We start from the raw sequence: 18,982 nt of genomic DNA, 5'->3' as shown, positions 1-18,982 counted from the left end.
TTCCCACCTATATCATGATATTTTTTAATGCCTTCTTTAACAATTCCTCCGGTTCATAGGATGCTGCGTCCTCAACTTTTTTCACAGCCATCGCAGCTTCTGTTTTAGAATATCCAAGACTAACAAGTCCTTCAATAGTAACCATAACAGAATCATTTTCATCTGCCGGTTCCTGAAATATTTCCATACCAGACCCATCCTCTTCCATCTCTTCAAAATCCAGCTTATCTTTTAACTCTAAAATCAGCTTTTTCGCACCTTTAGGTCCAAGACCTGGTGTAGTAGAAATCGTTTTAACATCTTCACTCATGACCGCTATCTTTAATTCATATACAGTTAACGTAGAAAGAACCGATAATCCCACTTTAGGACCAATTCCATTAACTCCTATCAGCAATTCAAAGGCCTCCAGCTCTTCTTTAGAACGAAAACCAAAAAGACTAATATCATCTTCTCTTACATGCATATGGGTATAAACTTTCATTTCCTGACCAATCCCAGGAAAACGCTCCATATTCATAGGCATCATCAAACGATATCCTATCCCCTGATTTTCAAGAATAATACCATCTGAATAAACAGCCGCCAGTATCCCCTTAATATATGAAATCACAACAGTTCCTCCTTCGCATATAATTCACCCATTCTAGGTATTATACCTTATCGAGCGAAGCGAGTCCAGTCTGAAGGACTATGAATTGCTGTTATGGGATTGCAAAATATAATTTATAAGTCTATAATTAGAAACGCATGTGCAGGAGGAAATCTTTATGTTTAACGAAAAAAAATATTTATTTTTTGATATTGAAACAACCGGTCTTAGTCCTGATGTTTCAGCAATTACTCTCATTGGCTGCTGCCATTTTGATGGTACTATCCTGCAATGGTTTAATAAAGACGGTTTTTCACAAAAGGAGATTCTTAAAGATTTTCTTGATTATATTGTTTCCTATGATACTTTAATATCTTATAATGGAACCACATTTGATCTTCCTTTTTTAGAATCTAAAATCAGAGAATATCATTTGGATAATCCACTGGATCATATGAAACACATAGATCTCTATCAGGTTCTTTCACCTTTTCGCCATCTTTTCCCAATGAAGAGATTCAGACAAAAAGATTTAGAAAATTATTTAGGGATTATACGAAATGATAATCTGACAGGAAAAAAAATCATTAAAACTTATCAGACATTTCTGGAAACGGGGAATACTGAATTAAAAGAACTGCTTTTACTTCATAATAGAGAGGATTTAACCGGTTTAGTATCAGTCTCATCACTGACATGTTATCTCTCTTTAGAAAAAGGTGAATTTCAGATTACCAGATGTAAACAGAAAGAAGATTGTCTGGAAATTAGTATATCTTTAAAACAGCCCTGGTCAAAACCTTTAGTATTAGAAAAGGATTGTATGAACTTATCAATCAAAGATACTTCTGCCACCTTTATCTGCTATTACCAGAATGGATTACTTAAACATTATTATCCAAATCCAGAAGACTATTATTACTTGCCTGAAGAAGATATTGTTCTTCCAAAAGCCATGGGATCAATGGTAGATAAGAGTATCAGAATTCCCGCAACAGCAGATAAATGTTATTCCAAATTTGTCCCTGGAAAAGATTTCGTTAATCATAATGAAGACCTGTATATTTTCTGCAAACACAACATTTACTATTTACTTAGAAAGGAACACAAATGAAACACTTATTTCAATTGAGCATTTTATTTTTTATCTGTATTTTAGGGGATTTTCTTGCAAAACTCCTTCCATTTACATTTCCAGGCACTATCATGAGTATGTTTCTCGTATTATTCTTTTTACTATCTCACATATTAAAAGAAGAACACATTTCAGATGCAGCAGATTTTCTTCTTCAAAATATGGCTTTTTTATTTCTTCCTGCCGGTATTGCCATTATGGAAAAATATGATTTATTAAAAGGAAAAATGATTATTTTTTTGTTTATTTGTTTTATCACTACAATTTTTACATTTCTTGCAACTGCGTATACAATGAAACTAGTTATCAAATTACAAAAGAAAGAAGGTAAATAATATGAATCTTATAAAAGAATTCATGGAAAATCCTTTGTTTTCCATCGGTTTATCCGTAATGATTTTTGAATTATTTTCGCTTATAAATAAAAAAACAAAGCTTGCAATTTTAAATCCTCTCCTTTTAACTATCGGATTTATGATTTTACTGCTTAAGCTTTGTTCTATTCCTTTTAACACATATAATGAAGGCGGACAGTTTATTAGTATGTTTCTTGCTCCTGCAACTGCTGCTCTTGGATTATCCATCTTTCGACAGTTTCCGCTATTAAAGAAAAACCTGATTCCTGTACTGACAGGATGTCTTGCAGGTGCTCTGACTTCCACGTTCAGTGTTCATTTTTTATGTAAATTATTTCAGATTGATGAATCTCTTAGATTCTCACTTCTGCCAAAATCCGTTACAACACCTATTGCCATGGAAATTAGCTCTCAGCTATCCGGAATTCCTTCTATTACAGTTGCTGCTGTTGTAATAACAGGAATCCTTGGTTCTATCCTTTGTCCTTATCTAATCAAAATCTTCAGAATAGATAATGCAACCATCGCCGGTGTATCTATTGGAGCCTGCAGCCATGCAGTCGGTACTTCCAAAGCTGTAGAACTTGGCGATGTAGAAGGTGCAATGAGTGGCATTGCCATTGGCATTTCCGGTATTATAACTGTTATTCTTGCATTAATATTTTTCTAATTATCATAAACCTGTTTTCCAATTTTCCGGATGGTCCTGTGTTTTTGAATCTGTTCCTTTAATGCTTCAACGGAACGATTTACAACCAGTTCCTCCGGAAATTTTGTTTCTTCCAGTAAAACACTAACATGATCAAAAATCCCCACTGCATCTGTAAAATGTGAGTCTGTATTAGCAATAACAGGTACTTTTTTTTCTTCACATAATCTCAGCATAATCTGAAGATTATCCCACGCTCCTACTCTAGAAGACAGACAGTCCAAAGAACTATTATTTAATTCAAGTAATGTATGATTTTCTTTTGCTGCATCAACGATGGTTTCATAATCAATCGGTATTCTTGAATCATCTGGATGACTGATAATATCAATCTGAGGATTCTCAATTGCCTTCACATAAGCATTGGTATTTTGTGCAACTGTACCAACTTCATAGCATAAATCATGAATTCCTGCAATTCGAATATCCAGACAGCGATCAATTAGTTCTGAACTCATACTTAATGTTCCATTACTATCCAGAATATTGATTTCCGAACCAAACATTAATTCAATACCAAACATTTTTCTTGGTATAATGCGCATATTCATAAAATAAATATCATCACATGTACCAGGAATACCTTTAGCATGTTCTGTTATTCCAAGAAGCTCCAGTTCATGATCTGCTGCTGCCTTTGCCATTTCACTAACGGTTCCGTATGCATGTCCACTTGCTACAGTATGTGTATGTACATCAAATTTAAATTTCATCATAAAACCTCACTTTCATTCACATTATACTTCCAAACAAATAGTTTTATCAAGATATTAAATCAGGTGAAAATGTTTTAATCCATTCTTAATTCCATTTTCACTAATCGAAGATGTAACATAATCAGACGCATCCTTCGCTTCCTTTGATGCATTTCCCATAGCAATACCAAATTGCACATAATTTAACATATCAACATCATTGGCACTGTCTCCAAATGCATATGTGTTACTATGGGAAATATCAAGCAATTCACATACTTTTTTAATTCCCGTTGCTTTTGAAAAGCCTTTAGGCACCATTTCTATAATAGTATCTGTATGAAAAATAACATCACAATAATTTCCCATTTCTTTCTGAAATTTATCTTTCTTTTCCAGATTACAAATACCACACATCTTATTGACTATACTCTTTTCATTTAGTGTATCTAGAGGTTTTAGATTTTCTCCTAATTCTTTTTTTAAGTATTCAATATATGCATCTCCACCAAAAGCTTCCACATCTGTATATAAATAACGACTCCCTTCAAAAATAAACGGCATCCGGCATTCCTTAAAAATACAGATGATTTCTTTCAATTCATCATATTTCATTTTTTTATTAAAAATCTCTCGATTTTCATATTCAAAATATGTTCCACATCCTGCAACTATTCCATCAAATCCAATATCAAACAATTTCTGAGATTGAATAGCTGCACGACTTCTCCCACTGCATAAAAACGCATAATTTCCATCTTCCCTGAGTTTCTTCACTGCTGTAACAGTGCTTTCAGGCACAATCATATCTTCATCCCATAAAGTCCCATCAATATCAAAGAATACTGCATTTTTCATAAAACTGCCCTTTCCTCCTTTTATAAACTGCCTTTAGATTTCAAAATAAAATAGAAAAAAGAAAAAACCCACGTAAAAACGCAGGTTTTATAATGACTCCAACGGGAATCGAACCCGTGACTCGACCTTGAGAGGGTCACGTCTTAACCTCTTGACCATGGAGCCATATGATAAAGGTAACAATTAAGCTACCTCTATCTATTATGAAGATTTTTCAAAAAAAGTCAAGCTTTTTCTACAATTATTTATATATTTGCCAAAGCCTGCTCAACATCAGCAATAATATCGTCTGCATTTTCAATACCAACACTGAATCGAATCAGATCAGGCTGAACTCCTGCTTCCAGAAGTTCCTGTTCATTCATCTGACGATGAGTATGACTTGCAGGATGAAGCACACAACTTCTTGCATCCGCCACATGTGTTACAATTGCAACCATTTTCAAGCTATCCATCATTTTAATAGATGCATCTCTTCCACCTTTTAATCCAAAAGTGATAACGCCACATGTGCCATTTGGCATATATTTCTGAGCTAATTCATAATTTTTATCACTTTCCAAGGCAGGTGTATGAACCCATGCAACTTTTTCATGGTTTAATAAATACTCTGCAACCTTCTTTGCATTTTCACAATGTCTTGGTACCCGCAAATGCAATGTCTCCAGACCAAGATTGAGTAAAAATGCATTTTGAGGAGACTGAATAGACCCAAGATCTCGCATCAATTGTACCGTAGCTTTTGTAATATATGCACCTTTTCCAAATTTTTGTGTATATACAACTCCATGATATGTTTCATCCGGTTCTGTCAGACATGCAAACTTATCTCCATATGCTTCCCAGTCAAAATTACCACTGTCAACAATAGCTCCACCTACGCATGCTGCATGTCCATCCATATATTTTGTTGTGGAGTGGGTAACAATATCTACTCCCCATTCAAACGGACGGCAGTTAATAGGTGTTGCAAAAGTATTATCAACAATCATCGGAACCTGATGATCATGTGCAGCTTTGACAAACTTTTCAAAATCCAGTACATCCAGTGATGGATTAGAAATAGTTTCCCCAAATACTGCCTTTGTATTTTCTTTAAAAGCTGCATTTAATTCATCCTCACTTACATTCGGCTCCACAAAAGTTGCCTCTACTCCCATCTTGCGAATTGTATGGGCAAATAAATTATATGTACCACCATAAATTGCAGAAGAACATACGATATGATCCCCGGCTTCACAAATATTCATAATGGCATAAAAATTTGCTGCCTGTCCAGAAGATGTCAGCATAGCTGCTACTCCACCTTCAAGATCACAAATCTTAGATGCTACTGCATCATTTGTAGGATTCTGAAGTCTTGTATAAAAATATCCAGAGTCTTCCAAGTCAAACAAACGTCCCATCTGATCGCTGGTATCATATTTAAATGTTGTACTCTGATAAATTGGAAGAACTCTTGGTTCTCCTTTTTTTGGTGTCCATCCGGACTGGATACATTTTGTCTCCATTCTAAAATCACTCATATTTTTCCTCTTTTCTTATTCTTTATGATAATAACATTCTATCATTTGCAAAGGCCTCGCCACTGACTTCTTCAAATTTCTTCAAAAGATCAGCTACTTTTAGATTTTTCTTTTCTTCACCTTTAACATCATAAATAACTTTACCATCACTCATCATGATCAAACGATTTCCAATATGAATGGCATCTTTCATGTTATGGGTTACCATCAAAGTTGTCAAATTATCTTTTTCAACAATCTTCTGGGTGATATCCAAAACTTTTTTTGCAGTTTTAGGATCTAATGCTGCTGTATGCTCGTCCAAAAGCAACAGGCTAGGTTTCCGTAATGTTGCCATAAGGAGTGTCAATGCCTGTCTCTGTCCTCCTGATAACAAACCAACTTTAGATGTCATACGATCTTCCAGCCCCAGATCAAGCATCATCAGTTTCTCTTTAAATATTTTCTTTTCTTTCTTGGTAATTCCCCAGCTTAAACCTCTTTTTTTACCACGACGATATGCCATAGCCATATTTTCCTGAATTTCCATTCCCGCTGCTGTTCCCATCATAGGATCCTGAAATACTCTTCCCAGCATATATGCTCTTTTATATTCAGGAAGATCAGAAATATCTTTTCCATCTAAGATAATGGTTCCCTGATCAATAGGATATACTCCTGAAATCATATTTAACATTGTTGATTTTCCTGCACCGTTTCCACCAATGATCGTTACAAAGTCTCCTGGATCCAGATGCAGTTCTACACCATTTAGTGCCTTTTTTTCATTTATTGTTCCTTTATTAAAGGTCTTATGGACATTTCTTATTTCTAACATATACATAATCCTTTCTTCTATGCTGGTATTCTTCGCTGTGAATATTTCGCTTTTATTGCAGGAATTCCAAGTGAAAGTGCAACGATAATCGCCGTAAACAGTTTCATATCATCTGTACTTAATCCTAAATGAAGTACCAGAGAAATAATCATTCGATATACAATGGAACCTCCGATAATAGACCCTAAAATATATGCGAAATTAAAACGTTTTCCAAAAATAACTTCTCCGATTACAATGGAAGCCAGACCAATAACGATTGCACCTGTTCCCATTTTGATATCGCCATATCCCTGATTTTGTGCAACTAATGCTCCAGAAACAGCAATCATTCCATTGGAAATAATAAGTGCAATAGCTTTTGTAGTATCTGTATTTCCGCCTAAAGCACGAACCATATATTCATTATTTCCTGTAGCTCGAAGTGCTGAACCTATTTCTGTACCGAAAAACCAGTATAACATGGCAATCACAATGATACCAATTCCAATACCCACAATCAGTGTTGCCAACGTCTGATCAATACCAAAAGTATCCATAACAATTGTAAAAACAGTATCTTCACCAAGAAGAGATACATTTGGTCCTCCCATAACACGAATATTAACAGACCATAAAGCAATCATTGTTAAGATACCTGCCAGAATTGCCGGAATCATAAGTCTGGTATGTAATATTCCTGTTGCCAGACCTGCAACCATTCCTCCTGCCATAGCAATCAGTAATGTTAAAAATGGATTGATTCCCTTTATAATACAAATTGCTGTAATACATCCTCCCAATGCAAAGCTTCCTTCACAGGACAAATCTGCAATATCCATAATTCTAAAAGTAATATACACACCCAGAGCCATAATTCCCCACAGTGTCCCCTGGGCAAGAGCACTGTAAAGATTTGTAATTAAGTTCATATTCTTTTACCTCAATTAATCGTATATTAATAAGCAGTAAAACCGATATTCATACTCCATTTCGTTGTATCCAAATAATGTCAGACAACACACAAAAGTGCCTTCTTTTTTCTAAGAAGGCACCTTGTAATTCATTTAGAGCAGAATCAAATTACTCTTTATCCGTGTTTTTCTGTGTTGTAACCATCTTTGCTTTTTTCTGTAATTTTTCCGGAATTTTGATTCCTAATTTTTTTACAGTATCTTTATTGATGATAAGATCAGCATTTTCCTGATATTCAATCGGCATATCTTTTGGTTCTGCCTTACCTTCTAAGATTTTTACAGCCTGAGCTGCAGTCTGCTTACCTAATTCGTAGTAATTTACTCCATAAGTTGCCAGTCCGCCTCCTACACACATTCCTTCTTCTCCGACAATGAAAGGAATCTTAGCTTCATTTGCTACCATAGATACGGTATTAATACCAGCTGCGATCATGTTATCTGTTGGAGAGTAGATTGCATCTACTTTACCTTTCAGAGACTCTACTACCTGACGAATTTCACTGGATTCAGATACTGTTGCATCTACAGATTGAAGATCAAGTTTTTTGGCTTCTTTCTTTGCGATTTCTACCTGGAATTTTGAATTTGCTTCAGCTGAACAGTATAACATGGCAACTTTTTTTGCACCTGGCACTAATTCTTTTAATAATCCCATCTGTTCTTTTACAGGTGTTAAATCAGATGTTCCTGAAACATTGGTTCCTGGTTTCTCGTTGGATTTAACCAGTTTTGCATCCTTAGGATCTGTAACAGCTGTTACAAGAATAGGAATATCTTTTGTTTCATTTGCCATTGCCTGTGCTGCTGGTGTAGCAATTGCAAGTACAAGATCACATTTGTCATTTGCAAACTGTTCTGCAATTGTCTGACAATTTGACTGCTCATTCTGTGCATTCTTATATTCGATTTTGATCTTATCTCCATCTTTATATCCTGCTTCTTCCAATCCTTCCTTAAACCCTTTGTATGCAGCATCTAAAGCATCATGTTCAACTAACTGAACAACTCCAATCTTCTTCTGATCTTTGCTGTCATCTTTCTTTGAACATCCTGTCAATACTGACATTGCCATTACTGCTGTCATACCCGCTGCTATCACTTTTTTTAAGGTCATACTTTTTTCCTCCTATACCCTGTGCTACGTTGATACTTCAACGCTTTTATGTGCTAAATTATATCACCATAATAGGAGGAGTGTCAAGGAAAAGGCATGGTGTACCTTTTACCATATAGGAAGTATAAAAAGGGAGATATTTTTAAAAAAATTTATATTTGTAATTTTCTTATAATCGTCCATATTTTTAACCGGACTATAAATATAGTATCCTGATGATGCAAGTCCACCTGATTCCAGGCGATGTTTTAAAAACCAGTTTCCAAAAGGATTCGTTGGACGTTTCTGGATCGGATGAGAATCCAGAACCAGATATTTCTTATTTTTGGGGTTAAAATCTGCTATGGTAACATAATGTCCCGGTACATGGGAAACAGCTACACAACCCCTTTTCAGATAATCTTTCATACGTAATGTACTATGCGTTGTTCCCACATAATAGAATCCGTAAGCATCACCATACTGTCTGGCAGCTGCCTGGAATATTCCATCATCTGTTCCTGATCCTATAATCCGATATTCTTTTTCCACTGCATAATCTGCTAAAAGCATTGGATCAATAAATTGTCCATTAAGGGCATAAACTGCATTGGTAATGGCAACAACTCCACAACTTGCTGCAGCCATTTTCCCACTGTAATCACTCACATTACCATAATCTTTTCTTGCCCAAGCAGGATCATATTGTAAAAAATTGCGGTATGGTTTTACATTCTTCCCATTTCTTTTTACTTTCCATTGACATGTTACCGGTCCTTGATCATCTGTCTTTCCGAACCTATTGCTTATATTTTGCTTCAAGCCTACCAGTTTAATTTGGTTCTCCTGGTTTTCTGACAAATATTTTCCTGTTTTTACGTCCTGTATATAAAAATGATCATATTCTCTTACTAACTTCCATTGTTTTAAAGAAAAATCATTCTTATCATCAGAAAAATTTATAACATACTGTTGATTTCCCTGAAATTTCAAGACAGTCTCCAGATCATTATCTGAATTGACATTATAAAAAATATAGGCTCCATCTGCCAACAGCTGCTTTTCAGCACCATTATATAAACTTGAGATTTCCTTATATTTTTTACGTTTCATCCACCCGATTCCATAGCCCTTTTTCTTCTCAAAGATTACCTGGACATAGGCATCTGTTCCACTAACCACCATAACTCCGGAATATTTAGGAGCTCTCCCTATTTTTTCTGAACCATATAAGTCACTATACACAGGAGCACTTTCTTTTAAAAAAGCATATTTCACCTGATACTGTTGGTTATATATCTGCTTCTCAAATTTTTTGTAAATATTATTGGGATTTTCAAAATAATCTGGTGTCGCTCCAACGGCTTCCTGCGGAAATATAACAATCATCATAATACACAGATAAATAATTACTGCTTTTTTCATTATTTTTTTCATTTTCCATTTATTTCCTTGATTTTACTCTAATTTATCCATTAGTTTATATCCATAATTTGTCACTGCTGCTGCCCATTCATCGCCAACACAATAATGGTAATTTACTCCCACAAGACTTGGATTTTCATGGTAATAGACACTTCCAGGAATCAGGTATTTCTCTTTTAATAATTTAGCTGTCATCAATAGATTCTGTTCCTTAGTTTGCGCATTTATTCCCTTTGCACTATCTGACGTTACTCCATATCCTGTCAGGTTATTATCTTCTCTCGCTCTCCTGCTGGTACCCCATGCACTTTCATGAATAGCAATCCCCATAATCGCTACTGCATTTACACCATACACATCTTCACATTTATAAAATGCCGGAGCCAGCTGTTCCAAAGCTGTTCCCTTTAACATCCATTCTATTTCTTCAACAGACAAATTGCTTGGTTCCAGGAGATTGGTCGGACAAAATACTCTGTCTTCTCCCTCTTTCAGATTTCGAATATCCCTTTTTTTCTTTTCAATCTTTTGATTCAGTTGCTGAATTGTCTGTTCTCTTTGCTTCAATCCTCGACCTGTTTCAAAAAACTGTCGATCCAGATACGGTTTCAAATGAATAACCTGATCCTCTTTCATAGCGTTAATACCGGAAAGTCCGCTCTGAAACCCAAATGTATACTTCTTTAATACGGAGTTTAAGTAATCATCTTTCAGTATGGCAACTTTAAACAATTCTCTATTCACATTATAATCAATAGATGTTGTATTTTTCTTTTCCACACCCGTTAAAAGAATTTCCAGCGGAAAAGCTTCCTTTCTGGAAATTGATTCCAGTTTTTGATATAGCCGGCTTATTGCATCATGTACTTCTTTTGCATGTATAAGATTATTTTTTTCTGCTTCCAGTTGTCGAATATCGTTTAACAGTTTTATCTTGATTTTACCTGTCATTACCGAAGATTTCGTAACAGTATTCTCTGGTGCCTGAATATTTCTCTGTGTTTCTTCTTTTTTCTTTTTATTTTTATGTTCTATTCCATCAATTGATTCTACATAAGGATCCATATCTGGAACCTGAATACTTTGTTCCTGCTCTGTAGTTGTACTTCCTATCTGCCCACTGCTTTCTGCTGCCATAACAGGCTGGTTTACAAGGAAAATCAATCCTAGTACAAAGACGAGAATTTTTCTAAGCTTTACTCTTATCATATTTTACTCCTTTTCCTCATTCCCTATCCTTATTCCTTTAACCCAAATACAGTATATATTTATTTCCTTTTAAAATCAAATAATTGCGCAAGCTTTTTTATTACATAGAATATTCAAGGAAATTTCCTATGTAATAAAAAATGACCAAAACACCGCATAAATTCGATGTTTCAGCCATCTATACATTCAAGCTGCTGACGGGAGTTGAACCCGTGACCTCCTCACTACCAATGAGGTGCGCTACCTCCTGTGCCACAGCAGCATAACCGTTGACTAATTTATCATATTTTTTTCTTTATGTCAACGGGTTTCCAAAAGTTTTTTACTCTTTATATATTTTTACATAAAATTGTTCCATATCATTTAAACGCAGACATCCAAGATTCTTTCCATAAGCAGCTCCACAGTCAATACCTATTCTATTATTCCAGAATACCAGATGAAACTGTTTACCGTTTTCCTGCTGAATCTCTGGCAACGTATGACAATATCTGATCAATGCTCCCGTAGGTGTGTGTCCAAAAATAATATAAAATGGAGGTATAATATCTGAATTGAAGAAAGGCTCACGAATCCACAGTGCATCATCTATATCCAGATTCATACAGGTCTCTTCCAATGATTCATTTTTCATCTCCAATCCTGCATGAACAAGAAAATACTCTACTCCTCCTATATTCAGGATTTTAAACAAAGGAAGACTTTTAATATATGCAAGACATTCCGCCTGTTCTCCCAATGACATCTTCTTAAATTCCCGAAGAGTCGTTCCTCCTCCATTAAACATCCATGTATCAATCCATAATTTACTTGTTTCCCTGGCAAAGGATTTTAACATCATATCTTCATGGTTTCCCAGCATCAGTTCCATATTATCCTGATTTTTTATAAATTGAAGAAGTTTGATACCATCAGGTCCACGATCAATCACGTCTCCAATAATATACATCTTATCCTGACTGGAAAAATTTATTTTGTCAAGCATCTGAAAAAATGCTGCCCCTTGTCCATGAAGATCTGATATCACATAAATATTTTCCATACTCATCCCTTACCTTTCCATCCTAAGAATCCTGACTTAACTTTCTTCGAATCCTCTGAATGGCATTATCAATGGATTTATCCGTCCGCCCCAGTTTTTTGGCAATTTGGGTATAATCATCACCATTAAGATAATGCTCCATGACCTGTTTTTCATAATCACTTAACTTTTCATTTATTATATCATAATAATTCCGGATTTTCTCTTTTCTCAACAAAAGTTCTTCCGGATTTTCCAACGAATCCTCCAAAACTTCATTGAGCTTTCCATTTTCTTCTGTAAAACTGCCAAAAATAGAAATATAATTGTTCAACGGGCCATGTTTTTTTCGATTTGATGCAGTCACAGTAGAATAAATCTGTCTGCGTACACAAATCGTTGCAAATGTTGAAAATGCTGCATCTCTCTCTTCCTGATAACTTCGGACAGCCTTAAACAATCCGATCATTCCTTCCTGAATCAAATCTTCTTCGTCCCCACCGGTCAGAAAAAACTTTCTTGCCTCAGTTCTTACCAGGCCCCGGTACTTTTCCATCAGGTATTCCATGGCTTCATCATCACCACTTCTGATTTTAATTAAAAGTTCCTGATCCAAACACTGATCATATTTTTTCATTTTTTATTTTCCCATCCGCTGTCTGACAATTTCAAAAGCAAGAACTCCTGCTGCTACTGATGCATTTAAGGAGTCAATGTCTCCTTTCATCGGGATTGATGTGATAAAATCACATTTTTCTTTAACAAGACGACTCACCCCTGATCCCTCATTTCCAATAACCAAGCCTATAGATCCAGTCAGATTTTGATCATACATAGTATCTCCATCCATATCGGCACACACAAACCACATGCCACGCTCTTTCAACTCTTCCATTGTCCTGGCGATATTTGTTACTTTTACAACTGGTGTATAATTGATTGCACCAGCAGATGTTTTTGCAACTGTTGGCGTCAATCCAACAGCACGATGTTTTGGAATAATAACTCCGTGGGCACCTGCCAGATTAGCTGTACGGATAATTGCGCCAAGATTATGAGGATCTTCAATTCCATCAAGAAGAATGAAAAAAGGAGATTCTCCCTTTTCCTCTGCTTTTTCAAACAAGTCGTCAATTGATGCATACTCATATGCCGCTACCATGGCAACAACGCCCTGATGATGTTCATTTGTCAATTGATTTAAACGATCCTTATCCACAAACTTTAATATAGCATCTGTTTTTTTTGCTTCTCTTACAATAGTTCGAATAGGTCCATCCTGACAACCATCCAAAATAAATATCTTATCAATTGGTTTTTTTGCTCGTAATGCTTCAATCACTGCATTACGCCCTGCAATTAAATATTCTTTATGATTCATGTTTCTCTCCCAAATCAAAACCTTTTCCTACCAGTTCTATCAAACGATCCATCTGTCCATTTAAATACAAGTACCCCATTAATGCTTCAAATCCTGTGGCTTTACGATAATCCATCATTGATGCATTCTTTGCAATAGTACCTGACTTTGCATTTCTTCCTCGCTTGTAAACTGCCACTTCTTCTTCTGTAAGATTTTTTTCAATTTTTTTATATAATGCTGCCTGCGCTGAAGCTTTTGCCATACTACTGGATTTTTTATGATACTTATTTACACTCATATTTCCATCTGCAAGCACAATAGTACGAATAATAATTTCATAAATCGCATCACCGATATATGCCAATCCAAGTGGAGAATAACTTTTAGGATCCAGATTTGAAAGGTCCAGTTTTCCTTGTATCTTCTTAACTAAGCTCTGCTCCATTTTACACCTTCTCTTGTATCTTTTAATACGATTCCCTGTTCAAGGAGCTGATCACGTATTTCATCTGCACGTGCAAAATTCTTTTCTTTACGTGCCTGCTGACGTTCTTCGATCAGCTTTTCAATTTCCTCATCCAGTATTTCCTCTTCTTTTTTTGTTTCAATTCCCAATACTCCGCATAAGGTTTCAAACGTATTAAGAACAGAAGCTGCATATGCTGATCCATATTTTTTCACAGTTGAATTGGACTCTCTTACAATTTCAAAAATTGCTGCCACTGCATCTGCTGTATTAAAATCATCTTCCATGGCATCTTCAAATTTCTTTACAAGTTCTTTTATAATATCCAGATGCTCCAAAGCTTCTGGTGAAATATCATCAGTGTCTTTTTTCGCTGCCGCATCACGACAGATATCTACTGCGTTTAATATTCTTTCCAAACCTGTTTTCGCACTTTCAACCAGAGTATCACTGAAATTTAATGGAGTACGGTAATGTGCGCTTAACATAAAAAATCGAATAACCTGTAAAGGATATTTCTCACTGATTTCTCTTACAGTAAAGAAATTTCCTGCAGATTTGGACATTTTTTTATTATCAATATTTAAAAATCCATTATGCATCCAATATTTTGAAAAACATTCTCCATTACATGCCTCACTTTGTGCAATTTCATTTTCGTGATGAGGGAAAATCAAATCTTCTCCTCCTGCATGAATATCAATGGTATCTCCAATATATTTTTTGGACATTTCTGAGCATTCTATATGCCATCCCGGACGACCTTCTCCCCATGGAGAGTTCCATGCAATTTCTCCTTCTTTTTTAGGCTTCCATAACACAAAATCAAGAGGATCTTTTTTTCCTTCCTCTCCAGTTACTTTAATCTCACGATGCCCTGCTTCCAGATCATCAATATTCTTTTTTGAAAGTTTTCCATAATCTTTAAAAGATCGTGTTTTAAAATAAACAGTTCCATCAACCTCATAGGCATGACCTTTTTCAATCAGTTTCTGAATCATCGCAATCATGCCATCAATTTCTTCTGTTGCTCTTGGCTGATGTGTTGCGGGTTTAATATTCAGACCTTCCATATCCTGTTTGCATTCTTTAATATAACGTTCTGCAATCTCCATTGCACTAACGCCTTCTTCATTTGCTTTTTTAATGATCTTATCGTCTACATCTGTAAAATTTGATACATAATTCACATCATATCCTTTGTACTCAAAATAACGTCGAACAGTATCAAAAATAATCATCGGTCTGGCATTTCCAATATGGATAAAATTATATACTGTTGGCCCACATACATACATACCAACCTTTCCTGGTTTTACTGGAACAAATTCTTCTTTTTGTCTTGTTAGGGTATTATAAATTTTCATCTGTTATTTTTCCTTTCTTATATGTTCAAACTTTTCGCAATGTGCAATAAAAGTCTGCAATGCCTGACGTAATTCAGCATTTTCCTTCGCAAGTTTTTCCAGATCCAGATCAATTGGATTTGGAAGATCCATCTGATCCAGATCAAAACTTTGTATACGATTGACTCTTTCGCCATCTCTCTTAATAACCTTACCAGGTACACCGACAACCGTTGAATTAGGCGGTACATCAGATACAACAACACTTCCCGCACCAATCTTTGAGTTTTCTCCAATTGTAATAGAACCTAAAACCTTTGCTCCGGAACTAACCATTACATTATCTTCAATCGTCGGATGACGTTTTCCTGTCTCATGACCTGTACCTCCAAGAGTAACTCCCTGATACAATGTAACATTATTCCCGATAATGGTAGTTTCTCCTATTACAACTCCATGACCATGATCGATGAAAAATCCTTCTCCAATCTGTGCACCCGGATGTATCTCAATCCCAGTTTTTCGTGCCATTTTCTGTGAAATCTTTCGTGCAGTATAAAAATGTCCTTTTTCATATAATTTATGTGCAATGCGGTACCAATAAAGTGCTTTTACATAAGGATACAGAAATACTTCCTTTTCTTCCTTTAATGCCGGATCCCTCATTTTAATCGTATCGTACTGGCTTTTCGCAAACTTTCGAAAACCCATCATATTACATTACCTCCCAAATTCTGCTTAATAATATTCATGGAAAGACTTTTACTCTTTAGCGTAACAAGGTCTTTCCTGGTAAAAGAACAACACGGACAAGTCTGTTTTCGCAGAGCTTTTTTTATTACATAGGAAATTCAAGGGAATTTCCTATGTAATAAAAAAACTCCGTCTCATAAAAGAGACGAAGTAATCCGCGGTTCCACTCTTTATAGAAGCTCTATCACTACCAGTGAAAAGCTTCCTCTCAAAAATCCGTTAACGCCGGCAACGTACGAAACTACTTTAACTGTTCGTTTCGTCTGCTCCCAGATGCATTCCCAAAATCTTTCCTCAAAACTGCTTTCAGCCGGTGACAGTTTCTCTCTGACAGTTCCAATAATGGTACTAATTCTGCTCTCAGCATTTGACTATGATTAGTTTATGCTTTTTCCAATGAAATGTCAACCGACATTTTGGGTTTTCTATGATGCCATTTCCATTTTGCCAACAGTTTTTTTAACTGCACTTCCCAAAATTACAGCAATGATCATCTTAATAAAATCTCCTGGAAGATAAGGAATCACTCCTGCATAAAGCCCCTGAATAAATGTGAGATGCATCTGATAACATAACCACAAAGTGCCAAATGCATATGTAACAGCTGTTCCAATAATCATTCCTATAACTGATGCCACTGGATTTCCATTAAATTTTTCAACAAACCATCCACTAATAATTGCCATAAATATAAAACCTATCAAATATCCACCTGTTGGTCCTGCCAATTTTGCCAGTCCACCACTGAAAGCTGAAAAAACAGGAAGTCCAACTGCACCTAGAAGCAGATATACAAGATAACTGATGGTACCTCTTTTCCATCCAATGACCATTGCGATAAAATAAATAGCCAGGTTCGTAAAAGAAATAGGAACCGGTGTAAATGGAAGCGTTATTGACAAGGGTCCTAAGATGCATGTCAATGCTGCCATTAAGCCAATGATTGTAATATCCTTTGTTTGTAATTGATGTTTTTCCATAATATTTTTCCTTTCATTTTTTGCCAGATTATATAGTATATCCTGCCTCTAGCAGCATATCAATATCCTGTTTTGTATTATTTCCGCTGGTTGTGAGCATATCACCAGTTAGAGCTGCATTGGCTCCTGATAAAAATGCCCTTTTACCGGAATGTTCCATCAGCAGCCTTCCTGCTGCAAGCCGTATATCAGCTTCCGGATTAATCAGACGAAAAATAGCGATAATTCTTAATATTTCATCTTCACATAAAGATTCTCTATTTTCTAACATAGTACCCTTAATCGGAATCAGCATATTTAAAGGTATAGAATCAACACCAAGCTCCTGCAGGGAAATCGCCATATCAATTCGATCCTGCCAGGTTTCTCCCATTCCGAAGATTCCACCAGAACAAATTTTTAATCCTGCCTTTTTTGCTCTTTTTATATTCTCCACCTTTTCTTCCCATGTATGTGTTGTACAGATATAAGGAAAAAATCTTTTTGATGTTTCCAGGTTACAATGATAATGTTTTACGCCACTATTGTAAAGTTCATAAAACTGTTCTTGGGTTAATAAGCCATGAGATGCACACAAATGAATTCCGCAGGTTTCTGCAATCATACGGTAAGCTTCCAAAGCTTTTTCAAACTCATTTCCTGTAAGGCTTCGTCCGGCTGTAACTATTGAATATCGATGAACACCCTTCTCTTCCTGCTTTTTACAGTCTTCTCTAATAACTTCAGGTTGAAGAAATCCATAACTTTCAACTCCCGTATCATGGCAATGAGACTGTGCACAAAATTTACAATCCTCTCCACATCTTCCACTTTTCCCATTAATGATCGTACACAAATTAGCCTGATTACCTTTAAAATATTTTCTTACTTCATCTGCGCATTGACATAACCATTCTAAATCTCCCTCCAGCAAAAAAGATAAATCATCTTTACGTCCAAGTCTTTTTCCTGCTGTTATTTCTTCCACTATTTGTTTATTCATAGTAATTTCCTCCCTGCTTTCTGAAGTATACACAGGATTCGTTATATTGTCAACCTTATTTTAAATATCGGTTAACAATTATTTAAAATATAAAGCAGTTTTTCACTGCTTTATTTATCCAAAAAAAATAGAATATTCTGTTATATTTTCCGTATCTCTTTACATGGATTTCCTGCTGCAACAACCCCTGACGGAATATCTTTTGTTACAACACTTCCTGCACCTATAGTGACATTATCTCCTATAGTTACTCCCGGAAGAATAGTCACATTTCCACCAATCCATACATTATCTCCTATGGTAACAGGCAAGGCCCATTCCAAGCCCATATTCCTTCGTTTTATATCTGTTGGATGTTGTGCTGTATAAATATTCACGTTAGGAGCAATGTATACATTGCTTCCAATGGTAACCCCTCCTCCATCCAGAATTGTCAGATTAAAATTAGAGAAAAAATTTTCTCCAATTTGGGTTCTGTATCCATAATCAAAGTACAACGGAGATTCTAAATGAAAATTCTTTCCTGTTTTTCCAATTAATTGCTTTATGATTTTTTTTCGTTGTTCCTTGTTATCAATCTGAAGCTGATTGTACTGGTAAGTTAGTTTTTTTGCAGCAGTTCTCTCCGCAATCAATGCCTCATCGTCTGCATGATACATAATTCCCAATAACATCTTTTGCTTTTCTGTCATTTTGTGTC

General features: G+C 35.6%; 21 protein-coding genes, 2 tRNA genes and 1 other annotated feature. Of the genes, 3 read left to right on the top strand and 20 right to left on the bottom strand.

Going from position 1 to position 18,982, the window contains the following annotated elements; all coding sequences use genetic code 11:
- Positions 1-7: 7 nt before the first annotated feature.
- Complete coding sequence (ruvA, locus tag KTB61_RS01995; RefSeq protein ID WP_216696685.1) at positions 8-613, bottom strand: Holliday junction branch migration protein RuvA; 606 nt, start codon at positions 611-613, stop codon at positions 8-10.
- Between the two features lie 157 nt (positions 614-770).
- Between ruvA and KTB61_RS01990 the strand changes: the two genes are divergently transcribed.
- From KTB61_RS01990 to KTB61_RS01980, 3 genes are read left to right on the top strand one after another with little or no spacing between them, the layout of a single operon-like run.
- Entirely contained in the window at positions 771-1,706 is a 936-nt protein-coding gene (locus KTB61_RS01990; RefSeq protein WP_075758948.1) for a ribonuclease H-like domain-containing protein, read from the top strand.
- Positions 1,703-2,062: a CidA/LrgA family protein gene (locus KTB61_RS01985; protein WP_075758949.1), complete on the top strand. Its 360-nt coding sequence runs from the start codon at positions 1,703-1,705 to the stop codon at positions 2,060-2,062. Before KTB61_RS01990 ends, KTB61_RS01985 begins: the two co-directional genes overlap by 4 nt.
- Before the next feature lies 1 nt (position 2,063).
- Entirely contained in the window at positions 2,064-2,753 is a 690-nt protein-coding gene (locus KTB61_RS01980; protein WP_230973568.1) for an LrgB family protein, read from the top strand.
- Here the strand turns inward: KTB61_RS01980 and KTB61_RS01975 are convergent.
- The 19 genes from KTB61_RS01975 to KTB61_RS01885 form a co-directional block, all read right to left on the bottom strand.
- Positions 2,750-3,505 carry a phosphatase gene (locus KTB61_RS01975; protein WP_216696762.1) on the bottom strand — a complete coding sequence of 252 codons (756 nt, stop codon included), beginning with the start codon at positions 3,503-3,505 and terminating at the stop codon, positions 2,750-2,752. The two genes, KTB61_RS01980 and KTB61_RS01975, sit on opposite strands and share 4 nt — an antisense overlap.
- Before the next feature lie 57 nt (positions 3,506-3,562).
- Positions 3,563-4,345 (bottom strand): Cof-type HAD-IIB family hydrolase, encoded by a 783-nt coding sequence (locus KTB61_RS01970; RefSeq protein ID WP_216696684.1) that lies wholly within the window; start codon positions 4,343-4,345, stop codon positions 3,563-3,565.
- 93 nt (positions 4,346-4,438) lie between these two features.
- Positions 4,439-4,510 (bottom strand) — tRNA-Glu (locus KTB61_RS01965).
- Between the two features lie 80 nt (positions 4,511-4,590).
- A complete protein-coding gene (locus tag KTB61_RS01960) occupies positions 4,591-5,871 on the bottom strand; it encodes an O-acetylhomoserine aminocarboxypropyltransferase/cysteine synthase family protein (RefSeq protein ID WP_075758952.1) in 1,281 nt (426 codons plus the stop codon).
- Positions 5,872-5,893: 22 nt separating this feature from the next.
- Positions 5,894-6,688 (bottom strand): ABC transporter ATP-binding protein, encoded by a 795-nt coding sequence (locus KTB61_RS01955; protein ID WP_075760507.1) that lies wholly within the window; start codon positions 6,686-6,688, stop codon positions 5,894-5,896.
- Between the two features lie 17 nt (positions 6,689-6,705).
- Positions 6,706-7,599 carry an ABC transporter permease gene (locus KTB61_RS01950; RefSeq protein WP_216696683.1) on the bottom strand — a complete coding sequence of 298 codons (894 nt, stop codon included), beginning with the start codon at positions 7,597-7,599 and terminating at the stop codon, positions 6,706-6,708.
- 151 nt (positions 7,600-7,750) lie between these two features.
- Positions 7,751-8,758, bottom strand: coding sequence for an ABC transporter substrate-binding protein (locus tag KTB61_RS01945; RefSeq protein WP_075758954.1), 1,008 nt, complete (start codon positions 8,756-8,758; stop codon positions 7,751-7,753).
- 108 nt (positions 8,759-8,866) lie between these two features.
- The gene (locus tag KTB61_RS01940; protein WP_216696682.1) at positions 8,867-10,162 is read right to left on the bottom strand and encodes a hypothetical protein; all 1,296 of its coding nucleotides are present in this window, start codon (positions 10,160-10,162) and stop codon (positions 8,867-8,869) included.
- A 33-nt stretch (positions 10,163-10,195) separates the two neighbouring features.
- A complete protein-coding gene (locus KTB61_RS01935; protein ID WP_075758956.1) occupies positions 10,196-11,371 on the bottom strand; it encodes a glucosaminidase domain-containing protein in 1,176 nt (391 codons plus the stop codon).
- A 189-nt stretch (positions 11,372-11,560) separates the two neighbouring features.
- Positions 11,561-11,633, bottom strand: a tRNA-Thr gene (locus KTB61_RS01930).
- Positions 11,634-11,693: 60 nt separating this feature from the next.
- Positions 11,694-12,419 (bottom strand): metallophosphoesterase family protein, encoded by a 726-nt coding sequence (locus tag KTB61_RS01925; RefSeq protein WP_230973567.1) that lies wholly within the window; start codon positions 12,417-12,419, stop codon positions 11,694-11,696.
- 16 nt (positions 12,420-12,435) lie between these two features.
- The gene (locus tag KTB61_RS01920; RefSeq protein WP_216696681.1) at positions 12,436-13,029 is read right to left on the bottom strand and encodes a sigma-70 family RNA polymerase sigma factor; all 594 of its coding nucleotides are present in this window, start codon (positions 13,027-13,029) and stop codon (positions 12,436-12,438) included.
- A 3-nt stretch (positions 13,030-13,032) separates the two neighbouring features.
- Positions 13,033-13,773, bottom strand: coding sequence for a 23S rRNA (guanosine(2251)-2'-O)-methyltransferase RlmB (gene rlmB, locus KTB61_RS01915; RefSeq protein ID WP_216696680.1), 741 nt, complete (start codon positions 13,771-13,773; stop codon positions 13,033-13,035).
- Positions 13,763-14,200, bottom strand: coding sequence for a Mini-ribonuclease 3 (locus tag KTB61_RS01910; protein ID WP_075758959.1), 438 nt, complete (start codon positions 14,198-14,200; stop codon positions 13,763-13,765). The genes rlmB and KTB61_RS01910 overlap by 11 nt, the downstream gene beginning before the upstream one ends.
- On the bottom strand, positions 14,185-15,588 hold the full coding sequence (gene cysS / locus KTB61_RS01905) for a cysteine--tRNA ligase (protein WP_075758960.1): 1,404 nt from the start codon (positions 15,586-15,588) through the stop codon (positions 14,185-14,187). The genes KTB61_RS01910 and cysS overlap by 16 nt, the downstream gene beginning before the upstream one ends.
- Before the next feature lie 3 nt (positions 15,589-15,591).
- Positions 15,592-16,278: a serine O-acetyltransferase EpsC gene (gene epsC / locus KTB61_RS01900; protein WP_075760509.1), complete on the bottom strand. Its 687-nt coding sequence runs from the start codon at positions 16,276-16,278 to the stop codon at positions 15,592-15,594.
- A 180-nt stretch (positions 16,279-16,458) separates the two neighbouring features.
- Positions 16,459-16,691: a binding site (T-box leader), on the bottom strand.
- 54 nt (positions 16,692-16,745) lie between these two features.
- Positions 16,746-17,300, bottom strand: a complete 555-nt coding sequence (locus tag KTB61_RS01895) for a biotin transporter BioY (protein ID WP_216696679.1) — start codon at positions 17,298-17,300, stop codon at positions 16,746-16,748.
- 28 nt (positions 17,301-17,328) lie between these two features.
- Positions 17,329-18,282, bottom strand: a complete 954-nt coding sequence (gene bioB, locus KTB61_RS01890) for a biotin synthase BioB (RefSeq protein ID WP_216696678.1) — start codon at positions 18,280-18,282, stop codon at positions 17,329-17,331.
- A 140-nt stretch (positions 18,283-18,422) separates the two neighbouring features.
- Positions 18,423-18,974: a sugar O-acetyltransferase gene (locus tag KTB61_RS01885; RefSeq protein WP_075758963.1), complete on the bottom strand. Its 552-nt coding sequence runs from the start codon at positions 18,972-18,974 to the stop codon at positions 18,423-18,425.
- Positions 18,975-18,982: the final 8 nt, after the last annotated feature.

The organism is Anaerostipes faecalis (assembly GCF_018982945.1).
In the GTDB taxonomy this organism is placed as follows: domain Bacteria; phylum Bacillota; class Clostridia; order Lachnospirales; family Lachnospiraceae; genus Anaerostipes; species Anaerostipes faecalis.
This window is presented reverse-complemented; position numbering and strand designations above follow the sequence as displayed.